Origin of the sequence: Kribbella sp. NBC_00662, from assembly GCF_041430295.1 — a bacterium.
GTDB lineage: Bacteria > Actinomycetota > Actinomycetes > Propionibacteriales > Kribbellaceae > Kribbella.
In genome coordinates, this window is the sequence record NZ_CP109029.1 from 1,164,166 (window position 1) to 1,178,766 (window position 14,601).

Annotated in this window: 15 protein-coding genes; all 15 read right to left on the reverse strand. The window is 67.1% G+C overall.

Features of this window, described 5'->3' with window-relative positions; translation table 11 throughout:
* Positions 1-36: 36 nt before the first annotated feature.
* Entirely contained in the window at positions 37-720 is a 684-nt protein-coding gene (locus OHA10_RS05915; protein ID WP_371405154.1) for a hypothetical protein, read from the reverse strand.
* The gene (locus tag OHA10_RS05920) at positions 720-1,208 is read right to left on the reverse strand and encodes a hypothetical protein (protein WP_371405155.1); all 489 of its coding nucleotides are present in this window, start codon (positions 1,206-1,208) and stop codon (positions 720-722) included. Before OHA10_RS05920 ends, OHA10_RS05915 begins: the two co-directional genes overlap by 1 nt.
* Entirely contained in the window at positions 1,208-2,497 is a 1,290-nt protein-coding gene (locus OHA10_RS05925) for an MCE family protein (RefSeq protein ID WP_371405156.1), read from the reverse strand. Before OHA10_RS05925 ends, OHA10_RS05920 begins: the two co-directional genes overlap by 1 nt.
* Positions 2,494-3,738, reverse strand: coding sequence for an MCE family protein (locus tag OHA10_RS05930; RefSeq protein WP_371405157.1), 1,245 nt, complete (start codon positions 3,736-3,738; stop codon positions 2,494-2,496). The genes OHA10_RS05925 and OHA10_RS05930 overlap by 4 nt, the downstream gene beginning before the upstream one ends.
* Positions 3,735-4,925: an MCE family protein gene (locus OHA10_RS05935; RefSeq protein ID WP_371405158.1), complete on the reverse strand. Its 1,191-nt coding sequence runs from the start codon at positions 4,923-4,925 to the stop codon at positions 3,735-3,737. The genes OHA10_RS05930 and OHA10_RS05935 overlap by 4 nt, the downstream gene beginning before the upstream one ends.
* Complete coding sequence (locus OHA10_RS05940; protein WP_371405159.1) at positions 4,925-5,938, reverse strand: MCE family protein; 1,014 nt, start codon at positions 5,936-5,938, stop codon at positions 4,925-4,927. Before OHA10_RS05940 ends, OHA10_RS05935 begins: the two co-directional genes overlap by 1 nt.
* On the reverse strand, positions 5,935-6,966 hold the full coding sequence (locus OHA10_RS05945; protein WP_371405160.1) for an MCE family protein: 1,032 nt from the start codon (positions 6,964-6,966) through the stop codon (positions 5,935-5,937). The genes OHA10_RS05940 and OHA10_RS05945 overlap by 4 nt, the downstream gene beginning before the upstream one ends.
* A gap of 160 nt (positions 6,967-7,126) precedes the next feature.
* On the reverse strand, positions 7,127-8,455 hold the full coding sequence (locus tag OHA10_RS05950; RefSeq protein WP_371405161.1) for an MCE family protein: 1,329 nt from the start codon (positions 8,453-8,455) through the stop codon (positions 7,127-7,129).
* Between the two features lie 4 nt (positions 8,456-8,459).
* Positions 8,460-9,278 carry an MlaE family ABC transporter permease gene (locus tag OHA10_RS05955; protein WP_371407902.1) on the reverse strand — a complete coding sequence of 273 codons (819 nt, stop codon included), beginning with the start codon at positions 9,276-9,278 and terminating at the stop codon, positions 8,460-8,462.
* Between the two features lie 13 nt (positions 9,279-9,291).
* The gene (locus OHA10_RS05960) at positions 9,292-10,065 is read right to left on the reverse strand and encodes an MlaE family ABC transporter permease (RefSeq protein WP_371405162.1); all 774 of its coding nucleotides are present in this window, start codon (positions 10,063-10,065) and stop codon (positions 9,292-9,294) included.
* A complete protein-coding gene (locus OHA10_RS05965) occupies positions 10,062-11,009 on the reverse strand; it encodes an ABC transporter ATP-binding protein (protein ID WP_371405163.1) in 948 nt (315 codons plus the stop codon). The genes OHA10_RS05960 and OHA10_RS05965 overlap by 4 nt, the downstream gene beginning before the upstream one ends.
* 224 nt (positions 11,010-11,233) lie before the next feature.
* The gene (rplL, locus tag OHA10_RS05970) at positions 11,234-11,623 is read right to left on the reverse strand and encodes a 50S ribosomal protein L7/L12 (protein WP_134107138.1); all 390 of its coding nucleotides are present in this window, start codon (positions 11,621-11,623) and stop codon (positions 11,234-11,236) included.
* A gap of 67 nt (positions 11,624-11,690) precedes the next feature.
* Positions 11,691-12,311 carry a 50S ribosomal protein L10 gene (gene rplJ / locus OHA10_RS05975; protein WP_137258631.1) on the reverse strand — a complete coding sequence of 207 codons (621 nt, stop codon included), beginning with the start codon at positions 12,309-12,311 and terminating at the stop codon, positions 11,691-11,693.
* A 220-nt stretch (positions 12,312-12,531) separates the two neighbouring features.
* A complete protein-coding gene (locus tag OHA10_RS05980; protein ID WP_371405164.1) occupies positions 12,532-13,719 on the reverse strand; it encodes an MFS transporter in 1,188 nt (395 codons plus the stop codon).
* Positions 13,719-14,528, reverse strand: a complete 810-nt coding sequence (locus tag OHA10_RS05985; protein WP_371405165.1) for an IclR family transcriptional regulator — start codon at positions 14,526-14,528, stop codon at positions 13,719-13,721. The genes OHA10_RS05980 and OHA10_RS05985 overlap by 1 nt, the downstream gene beginning before the upstream one ends.
* Positions 14,529-14,601 lie beyond the last annotated feature (73 nt).

A 14,601-nucleotide genomic window follows, 5' to 3' on the forward strand; every position in this document is an offset into this window, starting at 1 on the left:
CACCCAGCGTCCTCTTGGTGCGGAGTCACCTAGAGATTACAGTCCGGCGATCTCCTGGACCAGCCATCGATCGCCGTTTCGGACCATTGTGAACCGGGTCCGGTTCAGGTCCACCCGGGGACTACCCTTCGTGATCGTGCTCGTGGTGGTCTGGTTGACGAAGATGATCAGCGTGACCCGGTCGGCGTCGCCGTCGCGGACCCCGACCTCGCGGACGTCGGCCTTCACCGTGGCCTTGGTCTTGGTGGCCAGCTCGCCGGCCACCTTGGCGGTCTCGTCGAACTTCTGGGCGAAGTCCGGGGTCATCGTCGCGCGGGCCGCGGCGAAGCTTTTGTCCAGGTCACGGTAGTCATAGCTGAGTGCGACCTCGGCTGCCTTCCGGCCCGCGACGGCGGCCTGGTCGCGGGCGTCCTCGGCCTGTTTCCCGTGCCACGCCTTCACCCCGAGCACGGCCGCGACGACCAGCGTCACGACCACGACCAGGCCGAGTGCAGCGAGCAGTACGTCGCTCTGCCGCCGCTCACGCTGCGTGACAATCGGGGCCTTTGGCTTCGGTTTCGAAGGCTTCGCCGGCTCAGGTGTGGCTGGTGTCACATCTTCGACCGGGGTTTTCGCAGCACTCTCGGTGATCTTCAGATCACCCTCGGCGACATCTTGGGTGCTCGGTTTCGGCCGGCGCTGGCCGGCGATGCGAGGCCGACGATTGCGATTGTCTGCCATCAGCCCACCACCTGGAGGTCGGCGGTCAGCCAGTGGTTCTTCTCCCGGACCAGATCCAGCTTGATCCGGTACCGGCGTTCGACCCCGTCGGTCGAGGCCGTGTTCGTCACCACCGCGTTCACGATCACCAGCACCTGGGCGGAGTCCTTGTCGTTCGAGACCACGGCGGCCTCCTTCACGTCCCCCTTGGAGGTCGCCTTGTTGGTCACCACATCGGTCTTCACGGCGTCGATCCCGGACTGGAACTCCTGCTTGAACTGCCCGGTCGAGTCGTCCAGCACCCGCTTCGAGTCCGCGTCCCAGGTCTGGTAGTCGTACGTCGTGAAGTCCAGCGCCAACTGCCGCGCGGCCTTCATCGCGCCGTCGCGCTGCGAGTCGGCGGCCCGCTGCTTGCTCAGGCCGACCACCGCCAGCGTCAGCCCGGCGAGTGCCACCAGGAGCAGCACGCTGAGCGCCCACGCCAGAATCATCCGGCCGTTCCGTGCCATCACTTGCTCGTCACCGGTCCGAGGATCAGGGCCTTCCAGGAGTCGCTGCCGAGCAGCTCCTCCTGACCGCCGGTCGAGCCGAGCGTCAGCGCCGGCATCCCGCCGGACCCGCCGGCCTCGCCGGTCGCCGGGTCGTACCCGACGCCGTAGCCGGTCCGGTTCAGGTCGCGCGACGACGGGCTCGGCTTGTTCTGCGCGCCGCGGACGTTGATACCGCTCGACGGGCTCGCCGTACAGCCGGCCTTGGTGTTGGCCGGGGTGTTCGCGGTGTTCTGCGGGACGCGCTTGGTGGTGCCGCCGTACCCGGGCCGGCAGGCCGGCGGGGTCAGGCCGACGACCAGCCCGAAGTGCGCGTCGTAGTGCCCCGTGCCCGGGTCCTTGGCCGGTACGACGTACCCGCCCATCGCCACCGCCGGGTAGACGACGAACAGCTGCTCGACGGCATCCAGCCGGACCGCGGTCAGTTCGCTCACCGTCAGCAGGTTACCCAGCAGCACCGCGATGTCCGCGCGGTTGTCCTGGATCAGGCCGGTGAGCTGGGTGGACGCGAGCGAGCCCTGGTCGATCACCTTGCGCAGGTTCGAGTCCGAGCTGACCAGGGTGTCGGACAGCAGCGCGAGGTTCTTCGCCCAGGTCTTGATCGCGTCTCCGCTGGCCACCTGGGTGGCGAGCACGGTGTCGCCGTCGTTGATCAGCTTGATCGTCTGCAGCACGTTCGCGTCCGCTGTGTCGATCAGCTGACCGGAGCTGTCGATGATCTTCTGCAGGTCGGTGCCCTTGCCCTTCAGGGCTTCGCCCAGCTCGCGGACAGTGGTCCGCAGGCTGTTCTTGTCGACCGAGTTCACCAGCTGGTCGAGGTTCAGCAGCAGCTCGGTGGTGTCGATCGGTACGGCGGTGTCCTGGCGCGCGATCTTCGAGTTGTTCTGCAGGTACGGCGCTCCGTCGCGGCGCGGCTGCAGGTCGACGTACTGCTCGCCGATCGCGGACCGGTTCGCGACCACGGCCATCAGGTCGTTCGGGATCTTGAACTTCTTCTCGATCACCAGGTTCACGTCGACGCCGTCGGACAGCAGCTTGAGCTGACCCACCCGGCCGACCGGCTGGCCGCGGTACGTGACCTCGGCGCCGGAGAAGATCCCGCCGGACTCGGCGAAGCTCGCGCTGACGGTGTAGTCGGTGTCGACGATCAGCTTGTCGACCTGCGCGTACTTCGCGCCGACGAACGCGACCCCGACGACGGTGATCAGCAGGAACACCATCAACTGGATCCGGACCGCTCTGGTGATCATTTGACCGCCCCCGGCATCAGCGCGCGGGCCAGGTCAGGATCGAACCCGGACCGCTTCAACTGCGGCGTACAGACCGGCAACCCGAGCAGCGTGATGCAGGTCGTCGCCGTGCTGGTCGGGACCGGGAGGGTCGGCAGCACGCCACTCTTGCCCGGGCTGGTCGGCAGGTGCACCGGGAGGCTGATCCGGCCGGTCGGCAGCGCCGTCGGGCCGACCGTCGGCAGATTGAGCCCGAGCAGGCCCTTCAGCGCCTTCTGGGTGTTCACGTCGAGTGTGATCCCGAGGTTGGTGTAGTCGCCCTTCGCCGCGTTGGCAGCCTGGTCCGGGAACGGGTAGGTGAACAGCAGCTCCAGCGACTTCGGCAGGTTCGCGCCGGCTTCGGCGAGCTTGGTCAGGATCGGGTACAGCGACTGCAGATTGGCCACCAGGTCCTTCTGCGCCGAGGTGATCACCCGGGTCGCGGTGTTGCCCAGCGTCGCCAGCGCCTGCAGCGTCTTGACCAGCGCGGCCCGCTGCTTGTCCAGGGTCGCGATCGACTTCGGCAGCGAGTCGATCGCGGTCGCCAGCGTCGCCTTCTGCGCGTTCAGCTTCTTGGCCAGCGCATCGACTGAGGTGATCGCGGTGACGATCCGCGCCTTGTTCTGGTCGAGGGTGCCGACGAAGGTGTTCAGCTGGGTCAGCACATCCCGGATGGCGGGCTCGTTGCCGGTCAGCGCCTTGTTCAGCTCCTGGGTGATGATCTGCAGCTGGGCCACGCCGCCGCCGTTCAGCAGCAGCGAGAGCGCGGACAGGACTTCCTCGACCTCGACGTTGCTGGTCGTCCGCGACAGCGGGATCAGTTCGCCGTTCTCGAGCTTGCCGCGCGGCCGTTCCGAACCGGTCGGCCGCGAGAGCGAGACGAACTTCTCACCGAGCAGGCTGGTCTGCCGGATCGTGGCGTGCGTGTTGTCCGGCAGCGCGAGGCTCTTCGGGAGCTTGATCCGCACCTTCGCGACGTACCCGTCCAGCCAGACCTTCTCGACCGTGCCGACGGTGACGTCGTCCACCTTCACCGTCGACTTCGGCACCAGGTCCAGGACGTCGGCGAACTCGACGGTGACCGTGTACGACGGCCCTTTGATCTTCGCGCCGCCCGGCAGCGGCAGCGAATACACGCTGAAATCGCAGCCGGTCAGCAGGGTCGCGAGCGCGATCACTCCGGCGACGATCGACGTACGGCGTTGGATTCGGGGGCGTTTCACTTGACCAACCCCCCGAGCGTCGGATCCACCGGGTCGGGGCTGTTCAACGGAGCCTTCGGGAGCGGAGCCCACGGCGTACCGGCCGGGCCGCCGCTCACGGGCGCGTTGGCGCCGGTCAGCTGGGTGATCAGCGGCAGCTTGGCCAGGGCGTCGAGGACCGGCTTCAAGGCCGAGCAGGCCGACATCGACTGGTTCGCCTGCAGCAGGATCGAGCAGATGAACGTCGCCGGATCGTCGAGCTGACCGGGGTTGATGCGCTGGTCCAGCGTGCCGAACTGCGGGTTGTAGATCCGGGCCAGGTTGCCGAGGCCGAGCGGCGCGGTGTCGAGCACCTCGGCGATCGCAGCCTTCTCCTTGACCAGGATCTGCGACAGCTGGGTGGCTTGGCTGACCGTGGTCTTCACCAGACCCCGGTTGTCCTTCACGAACGACGCGACCTCGCCGAGCGCGGTCGCCAGCAGCGACAGCGCGGCGCCCAGGTCCTTCCGTTCGCCGGCCAGGGTGGTCGAGACCGACGCGAAGTTCGAGTTGAACTGCCGGACCAGCTGGTCGTTGGCGGCCAGCGCGGACACGAACGTCTGCAGCTGCCGGATCGTGTTGAACAGCGCCGAGGAGTTGCCCGACAGCGTGCTGGTCAGCTTCGAGACGTCGGTGATGGTCTGGTTCAGCTTGGCGCCCTGGCCGTTCAGGTTCTTCGCCGAGACGTCCAGCAGCCGCGCCAGCGCACCCTGGTCGTTCGCGCCCTTCGGGCCGAGCGCCACGGACAGGTCGTTCAGGCTCTGGTAGATCTGGTCGAGCTCCAGCGGTACGGCGGTGCGCTCGATCGGGATCTGCGCGCCGTCGGCCATCACAGCACCCTTGGAGTACACCGGGGTGAGCTGGATGTACCGGTCGGCGACGATCGACGGCGACGCGATCACTGCCTTCGCGGTCGCCGGGACTTTGTGCTTCGCGTCCCACCAGAACTTCACCCGGACGGTCCGCCCGGCCGGGGTGATGCTCTCCACCTCGCCGACCTTGATGCCGAGGATCCGGACGTCGGACCCGGGGTACACCGAGACCGCGCGCGGGAAGTACGCCGTCGCCGTCACCCGGTCGGGCTTCGGCCACAACGTCACGGCACTGACCGCGAGGATCACCACGACCACGCCGATCGCGATCAGCCGGGACAGGGCGTTGACCTTCATCAGCCGCCACCTCCCAGGATCGCCGGCAGGCCGGGGATCGGGACCTTGGGCAGCGGGATCTCCGGGACCGGCGCGAGGTTCTGCAGGTACGTGTCGAACCACGGCCCGGTGCCGAGCGTGTTGGTGAAGACCCGGACGAACGGCGCCAGGCCCTTGAGGCTCGCGTCGAGGGAGTTCTGGTTCTGCAACAGGACGGCGAGGACCGCGTTGACCTTCTGCAGCGTCGGGGCGAGGTCCTTGCGGTTCTCCCGGACCAGCGCGGTGATCTGCGAGGCCAGCTGCTGCGTCGAGACCAGCAACTGGTGGATCAGCGCCCGCCGCGCCTGCACGGCCTGGAAGACGGTGTTGCCGTCCTTCAGCAGCTTGATCAACTGCTGGTTGCGGTCGGCAAGGACCTTGGTGACCACGTTCGAGTGCTGGAGCAACAGCTTGAGCTGCTCGTCCCGGGCGGCCACGTTGCGCGACAGCCGGGACAGTCCGGTCAGCGAGGCCTGCACCTCTTCCGGCGTGTTCTTGAACGTCGCCGACAACGTGTCCAGGGCCTTCGCCAGTTGCGCGGTGTTGATCCGCTCGGTCGTGTTCGCCAGATCGGTGAACGCGTCCACGACGTCGTACGCCGAGATCGTCCGCGCGAGCGGGATCTCCGAACCGGGCTTGAGCTGTCCCTGGCCGGCCGGGTCGAGCTTCAGGTACTTCTGGCCGAGCAGGGTCTTGATCTTCATCTCGGCGCCGGTCTGGTCACCGAGCTTCACGCCCTTGTCGACGACGAAGTCGACCCGGACGTGGGTGCCCTCGAGCTCGACCTTGCGGACCTTACCGACGCGGACACCGGCCACCCGGATCTCGTCGTTCGGCTTCAGGCCGCCGGCCTCGGAGAACTGCGCGGAGTACTTCGTCCCGCCGCCGATCAGCGGCAGGTCCTGCGCCTTGAACGCGGCCAGCATGATCAGACCGATCACGGTCAGCCCGATGACGCCGATCGTCACCTGGTTCTGCTCGCGGAAAGGCTTCACTTCTTGCACCTCGCCGAGTTGAGGTCGTACGCGACCGGAATGCGAGTGCCAGTGGGCAAAGTGACGTTGCCGTCGAAGTTGCACAGGTAGAAGTTGAACCAGGAGCCGTACGACGCGGTGCGGGTCATCGTGTTCAGCTTCTGCGGCATGAACTGCAGGGTCTTCACCCAGATCGCCTGGGTGTCGTCGAGCGTCGAGGCGGTGATCCGCAGCTTGTCCAGGTCGGCCTTGATCGGCACCCGGGTCTGCTGCAGCAGGCCGGCGGTCTTGGTGTTCAGCGAGTTGATCGAGCCGAGCGAGTTCAGGATCGGGGTGACGTCCTGACTCAGGCCGGTGATGAACTGCTGCAGGTTGACCAGCAACTGGGAGAAGTTCTGCTGCCGCTGCGAGACGATCTGCAGCGTCGAGGTCAGGTTCGTGATCAGGTCGCCGATCACCTGGTCCGCGTCGGCCAGCGTGGTGGTCAGCGAGGCGGTCTTGGCCAGCAGCGACTCGATCGTGCCGCCCTCGCCCTGCAGCACCTTGATCACCTCGAACGCGAACTGGTTCACGTCCGCCGGTGTCAGCGCGGTGAACAGCGGCTTGAAGCCGTTGAACAGCACCGACAGGTCCAGCGCGGGAGTCGTGTGCTCCTTCGGGATGATGCCGTTCTTCTTCAGCCGCTCGCCACCGCCGACGCCGTCGGTCAGCGCGATGTAGCGGTTGCCGACCAGGTTCCGGTACCGCAGCGTGGCGTGCGTCGAGGTGTCGACGACCTGGTCGGAGTCGACGCTGAACGTCACCATCGCCAACGTGTTCTGGTACAGCTGGATCTTGTCGACCTGGCCGACCTTCACACCCGCGATCCGGATGTCGTCACCCTGGTTCAGCCCGACCGCGTCGGTGAACACGGCCCGGTACTTCGTCGTGGAGTTGAAGGTGATGTTGCCGATCGTCACCGCGAGCAGCGCGGTCGCGATCGTGGTCACCACCACGAAGATCCCGAGCCGGACGGTGTCGAACGTCGTCTTCTTGTCGAAGAAGGTCATCGGGTGACCCCCCTCGGCTGTTGGTGCGCAGCTCCGGTGTCCAGGTGGGTGCATCGCAAGGCGGAGGAGGTGCACGATGCGGGTTTCATCGTGCGCCGACGACAACGCAGCGAGGTGCCCGCCTGGGCGCCGGAGATGCGTGCCGAACAGTCGAGGGGGGTCACCTTAGATTCACCTGGCCTCCGCGGAGCAGGGGGCCGACCATCAGGGTGGTCAGGTCCGGTACGTCGCTCGGGGCGAGACCCATCTCGGGGCCGACGACCGAATCGATGACCTTCTGCTCGGCCGGCGTACCGACGCCCTGGGTGTCCATCGCGAACCCCGGCATCGCGCGGTTCAGCTGCAGATTCAGCGGGAAGCGCTCGTTCTTGTTGTGGTCGCCGATCACACCGTCGTCACCGGTCACGTACGGCGCCGGGTTCTCCTGGTTGTACGGGCCCGGCTTCTCCCCCGGGACGCTGTAGTTCCGGCCGACGCAGGTCGGGCCGCGGTGGTCCTTGTAGGCCGGGAGCTCGTTCGGCTCGTACGGCGTGGGCTGGTTGGTGATCAGCTCGAGGTTGATGTTCAGCCGGCCGTCGCGGAACGTGTCGTTGAGGATCGGCGCGGTGTCGGCCATCACCTGCAGGAAGCACGGCACCTCGGGCGAGTACTTCTCCAGCAGGTCGAGCACCGGCCGGCTGACCTGGCCGAGCCGGATCACGCGGTCCTCGTTCTCCTTCAGGAACGCGTTGCCGGTCGTCGACAGGTTCTGCACGTTGCCGAAGAACTGCTGCAGCTGCTGCTCCTTCTCCACCACGGTGTTGCCGGTGATGGTCAGGTTGCGCAGGGCCCGGACCAGGTCGGGTGTCGCGTCGCCGTACACATCGGAGGCCTGCGTGAGCTTGACCAGGGCGTCCATCAGCTTGGGGATGCTCGGGTTCAGCTTCTTCAGGTAGCCGTCGAGCTGGGTCAGCGTCCCGGCGATCTCGGTGCCGCGGCCCTCGAGGGCGGTCGCGAGTGTGTTCAGCGTGGCGTTCAGGTCCGCGGGGTCGACGGCCTGCAGGAGCGGCAGCGCGTCGTTCAGCACCTTCTCGATCTCGATGCCGACCGCGGTCTTGTCCCGGCTGATCACGTCGCCGGCCTTGATGTGGGGGCCCTCGGGGCCGTTCGGCGGCACGAGCGCGACGTACTTCTCACCGAACAGCGTCTTCGGCAGGATCCGCGCGCTGACGGCGCTGGAGATCTCGTCGACCTGGTCGGGCTTCAGCGACAGCTTGACGGTCGCCTCGTCGCCGTCGGTGGAGACGCCGCGGACCTCGCCGACGATGATCCCGCGCAGCTTCACGTCGGCGTGGTCGTTCAACTGCAGGCCGATGTGGCTGGTCTTCAGCTCGACGTCCACGGTCTTGGTGAAGACCTTGGCGTAGAACGCGTACGTCAGCCAGAGCAGGAAGCACAGCACGCCGATGAACGCGACGCCGAGAACCTTGTGCGAGATCAGTCTTGTCATGACGTCATCCCGCCAGCCGCACGGTCGTCGTCGTACCCCAGATGGCCATCGACAGCAGCAGGTCGACGACGTTGATGACGACGATCGACGTCCGTACTGCGCGGCCGACCGCGACGCCCACACCGGCCGGACCGCCTGACGCGTGGTAGCCGTGGTAGCAGTGCACCAAGATGACCAGGACCGAGAACACGAGCACCTTGCCGAACGACCAGAGCACGTCTCCGGGTGGCAGGAACAGATGGAAATAGTGGTCGTACGTGCCCGTGCTCTGCCCGTAGAACGTGGTGACCGTGAGCCGGGTCGCGAAGTACGACGCGAGCAGACCCACCACGTACAGCGGGATGACGGCGATCAGTCCCGCGATGATGCGGGTGGTGACGAGGAACGGCAGCGACGGGATCGCCATCACCTCGAGCGCGTCGATCTCCTCGCTGATCCGCATCGCACCGAGCTGCGCGGTGAAACCGCAGCCGACCGTCGCGGCCAGCGCGATCCCGGCGATCAGCGGGCCGATCTCACGGGTGTTGATGTACGCCGAGACGAAGCCGGCGAACGCCGACGTACCGATCTGGTTCAGCGCCGAGTAGCCCTGCAGGCCGACCTCGGTGCCGGTGAAGAAGGCCAGGAACGTGATCACGCCGACCGTGCCGCCGATGACCGCGAGCGCGCCGGTGCCCAGCGTCACCTCGGCCAGCAGCCGGAAGATCTCCTTGCGGTACCGGGTGACGGACTTGCCGGACCACGCGAGCGCCTTGATGTAGAACGCGAGCTGCTCACCGAGGTGGTCGAGCGAGTTCAGCGGCTTCTTGACCAGGTTGTCCATCAGGGCCGACACGTCACGCCCCCTTCGGCGGGACGAGCTGGAAGTAGATCGCGGTCATCGAGAAGTTCGCGACGAACAGCAGCATGAACGTGATCACGACGGACTGGTTCACCGCGTCGCCGACGCCCTTCGGTCCGCCGCCCGCGTTGACACCCTTGTACGCCGCGACGACCGCGGCGATGAACCCGAAGACCAGCGCCTTCGCCTGGCCCTGCCACAGGTCGGGCAGATGCGCGAGGGCGGTGAAGCTCGCGATGTAGCTACCGGGAGTGCCGTCCTGCAGGACCACGTTGAACACGTAGCCGCCCATCACGCCGACCACGCTGACGAACCCGTTCAGGAAGAACGCGACCAGCATCGTCGCCAGCACCCGCGGTACGACGAGACGCTGGATCGGGTCGATACCGAGCACCATCATCGCGTCGAGCTCTTCACGGATCTTCCGCGAACCGAGGTCCGCACAGATCGCCGAGCCACCAGCCCCGGCGATCAGCAGCGCGGTCGCGATCGGCGACGCTTCCCGTACGACGGCCAGCACCGCGGCCGAGCCCGTGAACGCCTGCGCACCGAACTGCTTGATCAGGCCGCCGACCTGCAGTGCGATCACCGCACCGAACGGGATCGCGACCAGCGCGGTCGGGATGATCGTCACGCTCGCGACGAACCAGGCCTGCTGCAGGAACTCCTTCAGCTGGAACGGCCGGCGGAACGTGGCCCGGCCGGTGTCGAGTGCGAAGGCGAACAGCGAACCTGCGTGCTTCAGGGGGGCGGTAGCGCTCACAGTCACCTGGCGCCCACCACATTCGACTCGAACGATCCCGGTGGCGGGGTGACCCCGTTCTCGCGGCACCAGGCGCCCGGCTCGCGCTGGGTCGGGCGGAGCATGCCGCTGCTGGGCAGCTGCTGGATCGGGATCGGCGGCAGCGGCGGCAGCTCCTGGCCGGCCTCGGCGGCCAGCTCGTCGGCGTCCTTCTCCTCGGACATGCCGATCGGGCCGACCATCTGCGCGTTCAGGAACTGGCGGACCACCGGCTCCTCGCTGGACAGCAGCATCTCCCGCGGGCCGAACATGGCCAGGTGCCGGTGGTACAGCATGCCGATGTTGTCCGGGACCGTCCGCGCGGTGTTCACGTCGTGGGTGACGATCAGGAACGTCGGGCTGAACGCCTCGTTCAGGTCGATCATCACCTGGTTGAGGAACGACGTACGGACCGGGTCGAGGCCGGAGTCGGGCTCGTCGACGAGCAGGATCTCGGGGTCGAGCACCAGCGCGCGGGCCAGGCCGGCCCGCTTGCGCATCCCGCCGGAGATCTCGCCGGGCAGCTTTCGCTCGGCACCGACCAGACCGACCATCTCCATCTTCTCCATCACGATGGAGCGGATGTCGGACTCGGACTTCTTGGTGTGCTCACGCAGCGGGAACGCGACGTTGTCGTAGAGGTTCATCGAGCCGAACATCGCGCCGTCCTGGAACAGCACGCCGAACAGCCGGCGGATGTCGTACAGCTCGCGCTCGCTGCAGGTGGCGATGTCCGTGCCCTCGATCCAGACATGCCCCTTGTCAGGCTTCAGCAGCCCGATCAGCGTCTTCAGGAACACCGACTTCCCGGTGCCGGACGGGCCCAGCATCACGCAGATCTCGCCGGCCGGCAGAGTCAGGGACACGTCGCCCCAGATCAGCTGGCTACCGAAGGACTTGGTGAGACCTTCGACGCGGACTTCTACGCCCACCGGTCCTCCTCACGGGAATGATCTGACTGGCCCCGAACCGACGAGTACTCCGGTTCCAACGACGGGGCAGTGGCCTAGGTTACGCACGAGTACGTTTTTTCGTAACCCCTAGCTGTCAAGCGGTTGCGATCCTAACCATGACCAAATGCAAGAAGGGCGGCCCCCTTGCAGGGACCGCCCTTCTCTACACATTCGTTACGCTCCTTGACGGAGCGTAAACGAGGTCACTTCAGGGTGACGGTGGCGCCGGCGCCCTCGAGGGCCTCCTTGGCCTTCTCCGCGGCAGCCTTGTCGACCTTCTCGAGGACGGCCTTCGGGGCCGACTCGACGAGGTCCTTGGCCTCCTTCAGCCCAAGGCTGGTGAGACCGCGCACCTCCTTGATGACCTGGATCTTCTTGTCGCCGGCGCTCTCGAGAACGACGTCGAACTCGTCCTGCTCCGCGGCCTCTTCGGCCGGGGCGCCTCCACCCGCGGCCGGGGCAGCGGCAACGGCAACCGGGGCGGCGGCGGTGACGCCGAACTCCTCCTCGAAAGCCTTAACGAACTCCGACAGCTCCAGCAGGGTCAGTTCCTTGAACTGGCCGAGGAGCTCTTCGGTGCTGAGCTTCGCCATGATGGCGGTCCTTCCTGACAAATGTTGCTTGGTGATCACTGATGGGGTGTTGCGGATGAGATCTGCCTCAGCTCTCGGCTGAAGCGGTCTCCTCGGTGCTCGCCTCGGCAGGTGCCTCGACCGTGTCCTGCACGGGTGCCTCGTCCGCCACTGCGTCCTGCACAGGGGCGGCTTCGGCCGGCAGCTTGTCCTGCAGCGCCGCGAACAGGCGCGCGGCCTGCGACAGCGGAGCAGCGAACAGCGACACCGCTTGCTGCGGGGCCGCCTTCATCGCACCTGCGAGCTTCGCGAGGAGGACCTCACGCGACTCCAGGTCAGCGAGCTTGCTGATCTCGTCAGAGCCGAGTGCCTTGCCTTCCAGCACTCCACCCTTGATGACGAGCAGGGGGTTCGCCTTGGCGAAGTCACGCAGTCCCTTGGCCGCAACCACCGGGTCGCCCTTGATAAAGGCGATCGCGGAGGGGCCTTCGAGCAGCGAGTCGAACGAGTCGACACCTGCGTCCTTGGCCGCGATCTTGGTCAGCGTGTTCTTCACCACGGCGTAGTTCACGTCGTCACCGAGCGCGACTCGCAATTGCTTGAGCTGCGCAACGGTGAGACCGCGGTACTCGGTCAGCACGGCGCCGTTGGAGCTACGGAACTCGTCCGTCAGCTCCGCGACAGCGGCTGCCTTGTCCGGCCTCGCCATGGGGGTCTCCTTCTATCGGCTTCCACGCCTAGGACCCCTGACAAAAAGAGAAACGCCCCTGCGCAGGCGCAAGGGGCGTGAACATACATGCTTCACTATCCAAGTCACCTACGCGGGCCGCCCACCTGAGTGGGACCTTCAGCTGCCCTGGGGCAGCAACCAGCGGTCTTCGGCAGAGTCCAGTGTGCCTGGTGGACACCTGTTTGACCAAATCGGTTACTCAGGCCGGTTGTTCCGTCCGGGGATGCGGTGGGATCCAGCGGTGCATCGCCGTGGCCGCGGCCCACCCCGTTCCCGCCATGATGACGATCGCCGGCCCCAGCCCGAGGAGCGCGGTCGCCCCCGCCAGCAGCAACGGCCCAGCGCCGTTCCCGGTATCCGCGAAGAGCCGGAAGGCGCCCAGGAACTGCGCCCGCCCAACCGGCGGCGATGCGTCCGCACCCAGCGTCATGATCACGCCGGCCCCCAACCCGTTCCCGATCCCCATCAGCAGCGCGACCAGAGTCAGCGTCACCGTGGTGTGCGTGAGCGGCAGCAAGAGATGCGCCAGCCCCAGCACGAACATCGACGGTACGGCGACCCACTTGCGCCCGAGCCGGTCCATCACCGAGCCGGCGGGATAGAACAGCAGCATGTCGACCGCGCCGGACAGTCCGAAGATGATGCTGGTCGTCTGCGGATCCAGTCCGATGTGCAGGGCCCACAGCGGGATCACCACCTGACGCGATGCCCGGACCGCACCTACCAGCAGCGCTCCGACGCCGAGAGTTCGCAGTACCGGGAAGTGGTCGCGGATGACGACCCAGGTCGACTGTGCGGCAACAGGACGGCTGCCGCGGGTGCGGCCTTCGATGTCCGGCAGGCTCAGCAGGACTCCGCACGCCAGCAGCGCGGCGATCAGGTGCACCCAGTAGGCGCCGTCCGTGCCGAGGAACTTCATCGCACCGGCGCCGAGGAACGGTCCGATGAAGGAGCCGATGCGTTGGACGCCGCCGAGGGTCGACAGCGCCCGAGCACGCAGCTCGATCGGGACGGCCTCGCTCAGATAAGCCTGGCGGGCAAGGCCCCAGACCGCGCCGGCCAGTCCGGTGCAGCCGATCGCGATGGCGAGGCCCCACACGTTCGGCACGACGAGACAAGCAGCCAGTGCGAGCGCAACCAGCACAGTGGCCGCCAGCATCGCACTGCGCTCACCGATGCGGTTCGTCAGCGCACCGGCCGGGATGTCACCGATCACCTGGCCCAGTCCGGCCGCAGCGACAACCAGACCGGCGACTGCAACTGAGGCTCCGAGATGTGTCGCGGACAGTGCGACGACCGGCGCGATCGCGCCCTGACCGATTCCGTACAGCAGCGCGGGCAGATAGACCGCGGGGGCGATCTTGAGGAGGCTTCGGGCCTGGGACATCACCGGCCGCCGGCCAGCGCCGTACTGCGGTCCCGTGCGGCCGGGGTGGCGCCCAGCAACTCCGATACCGACCAGGCACCCGCGACGACCCTCATCCCGAACTCCTCCATCCGATCCACCGGCATCCGCATCTCGGGGCCGGACACACTCAGACAACCCGCGACCTGCCCGGAGTAGCCGAACACCGGCGCCGCCACGCTGCAGATGCCTGCCGTCCGCTCGGTCCGCGACATCGCGTACCCGCGCCTGCGGATGTCGGCGAACTGCTCGGCGAGTACGTCGGGGTCAGTGATGGTCGCCGGCTGCACCTGCTCGAGCGGGCCCTTCAGGACCTCCTGCTGCCGCTCGAACGGCAAGAACGCGAGCAGCGACTTCCCCGGCGCACCGAGCGGTAACGCGACCGGCAGGCCGAACTCCGTGTAGGTACGGCGCAGCTGGTGGTGACTCTCGACCTGGTCCAGTACGACGCGCTGCCCGGACGGCAGCAGCTCGTGCACAGCCGCGGTCTCCCCTGTGTCATCGCGGAGTGCACGGAGCACTGGCATCGCAGCGTCCCGCAGGCCGGCCGGAATCCCACCGCTGTGCGCGAGCTGCACGACCAGCGGACCGATCGCGTACCGCCGGTGGGCCGTCTGCCGGACGAGCCCGTTCTCCTGCATCGCCAGCAACAGCCGATGCACCGTGCTCGTCGACAGGCCGGTCGCCCGGGCCAGATCACTGATCCCGAGGTCCGGAGTACGCGCGTCGAAACACCGCAGGATCGCCACAGCCCGATCGATGGACTGCACCGAACCCCGCGTTTCCTGCATTGCGAAACCATATCCCGCGATACGGGAAGGCGCGCGGGCATTCCAAAGCCCGGACCACTCGGGCCCGGGCTTC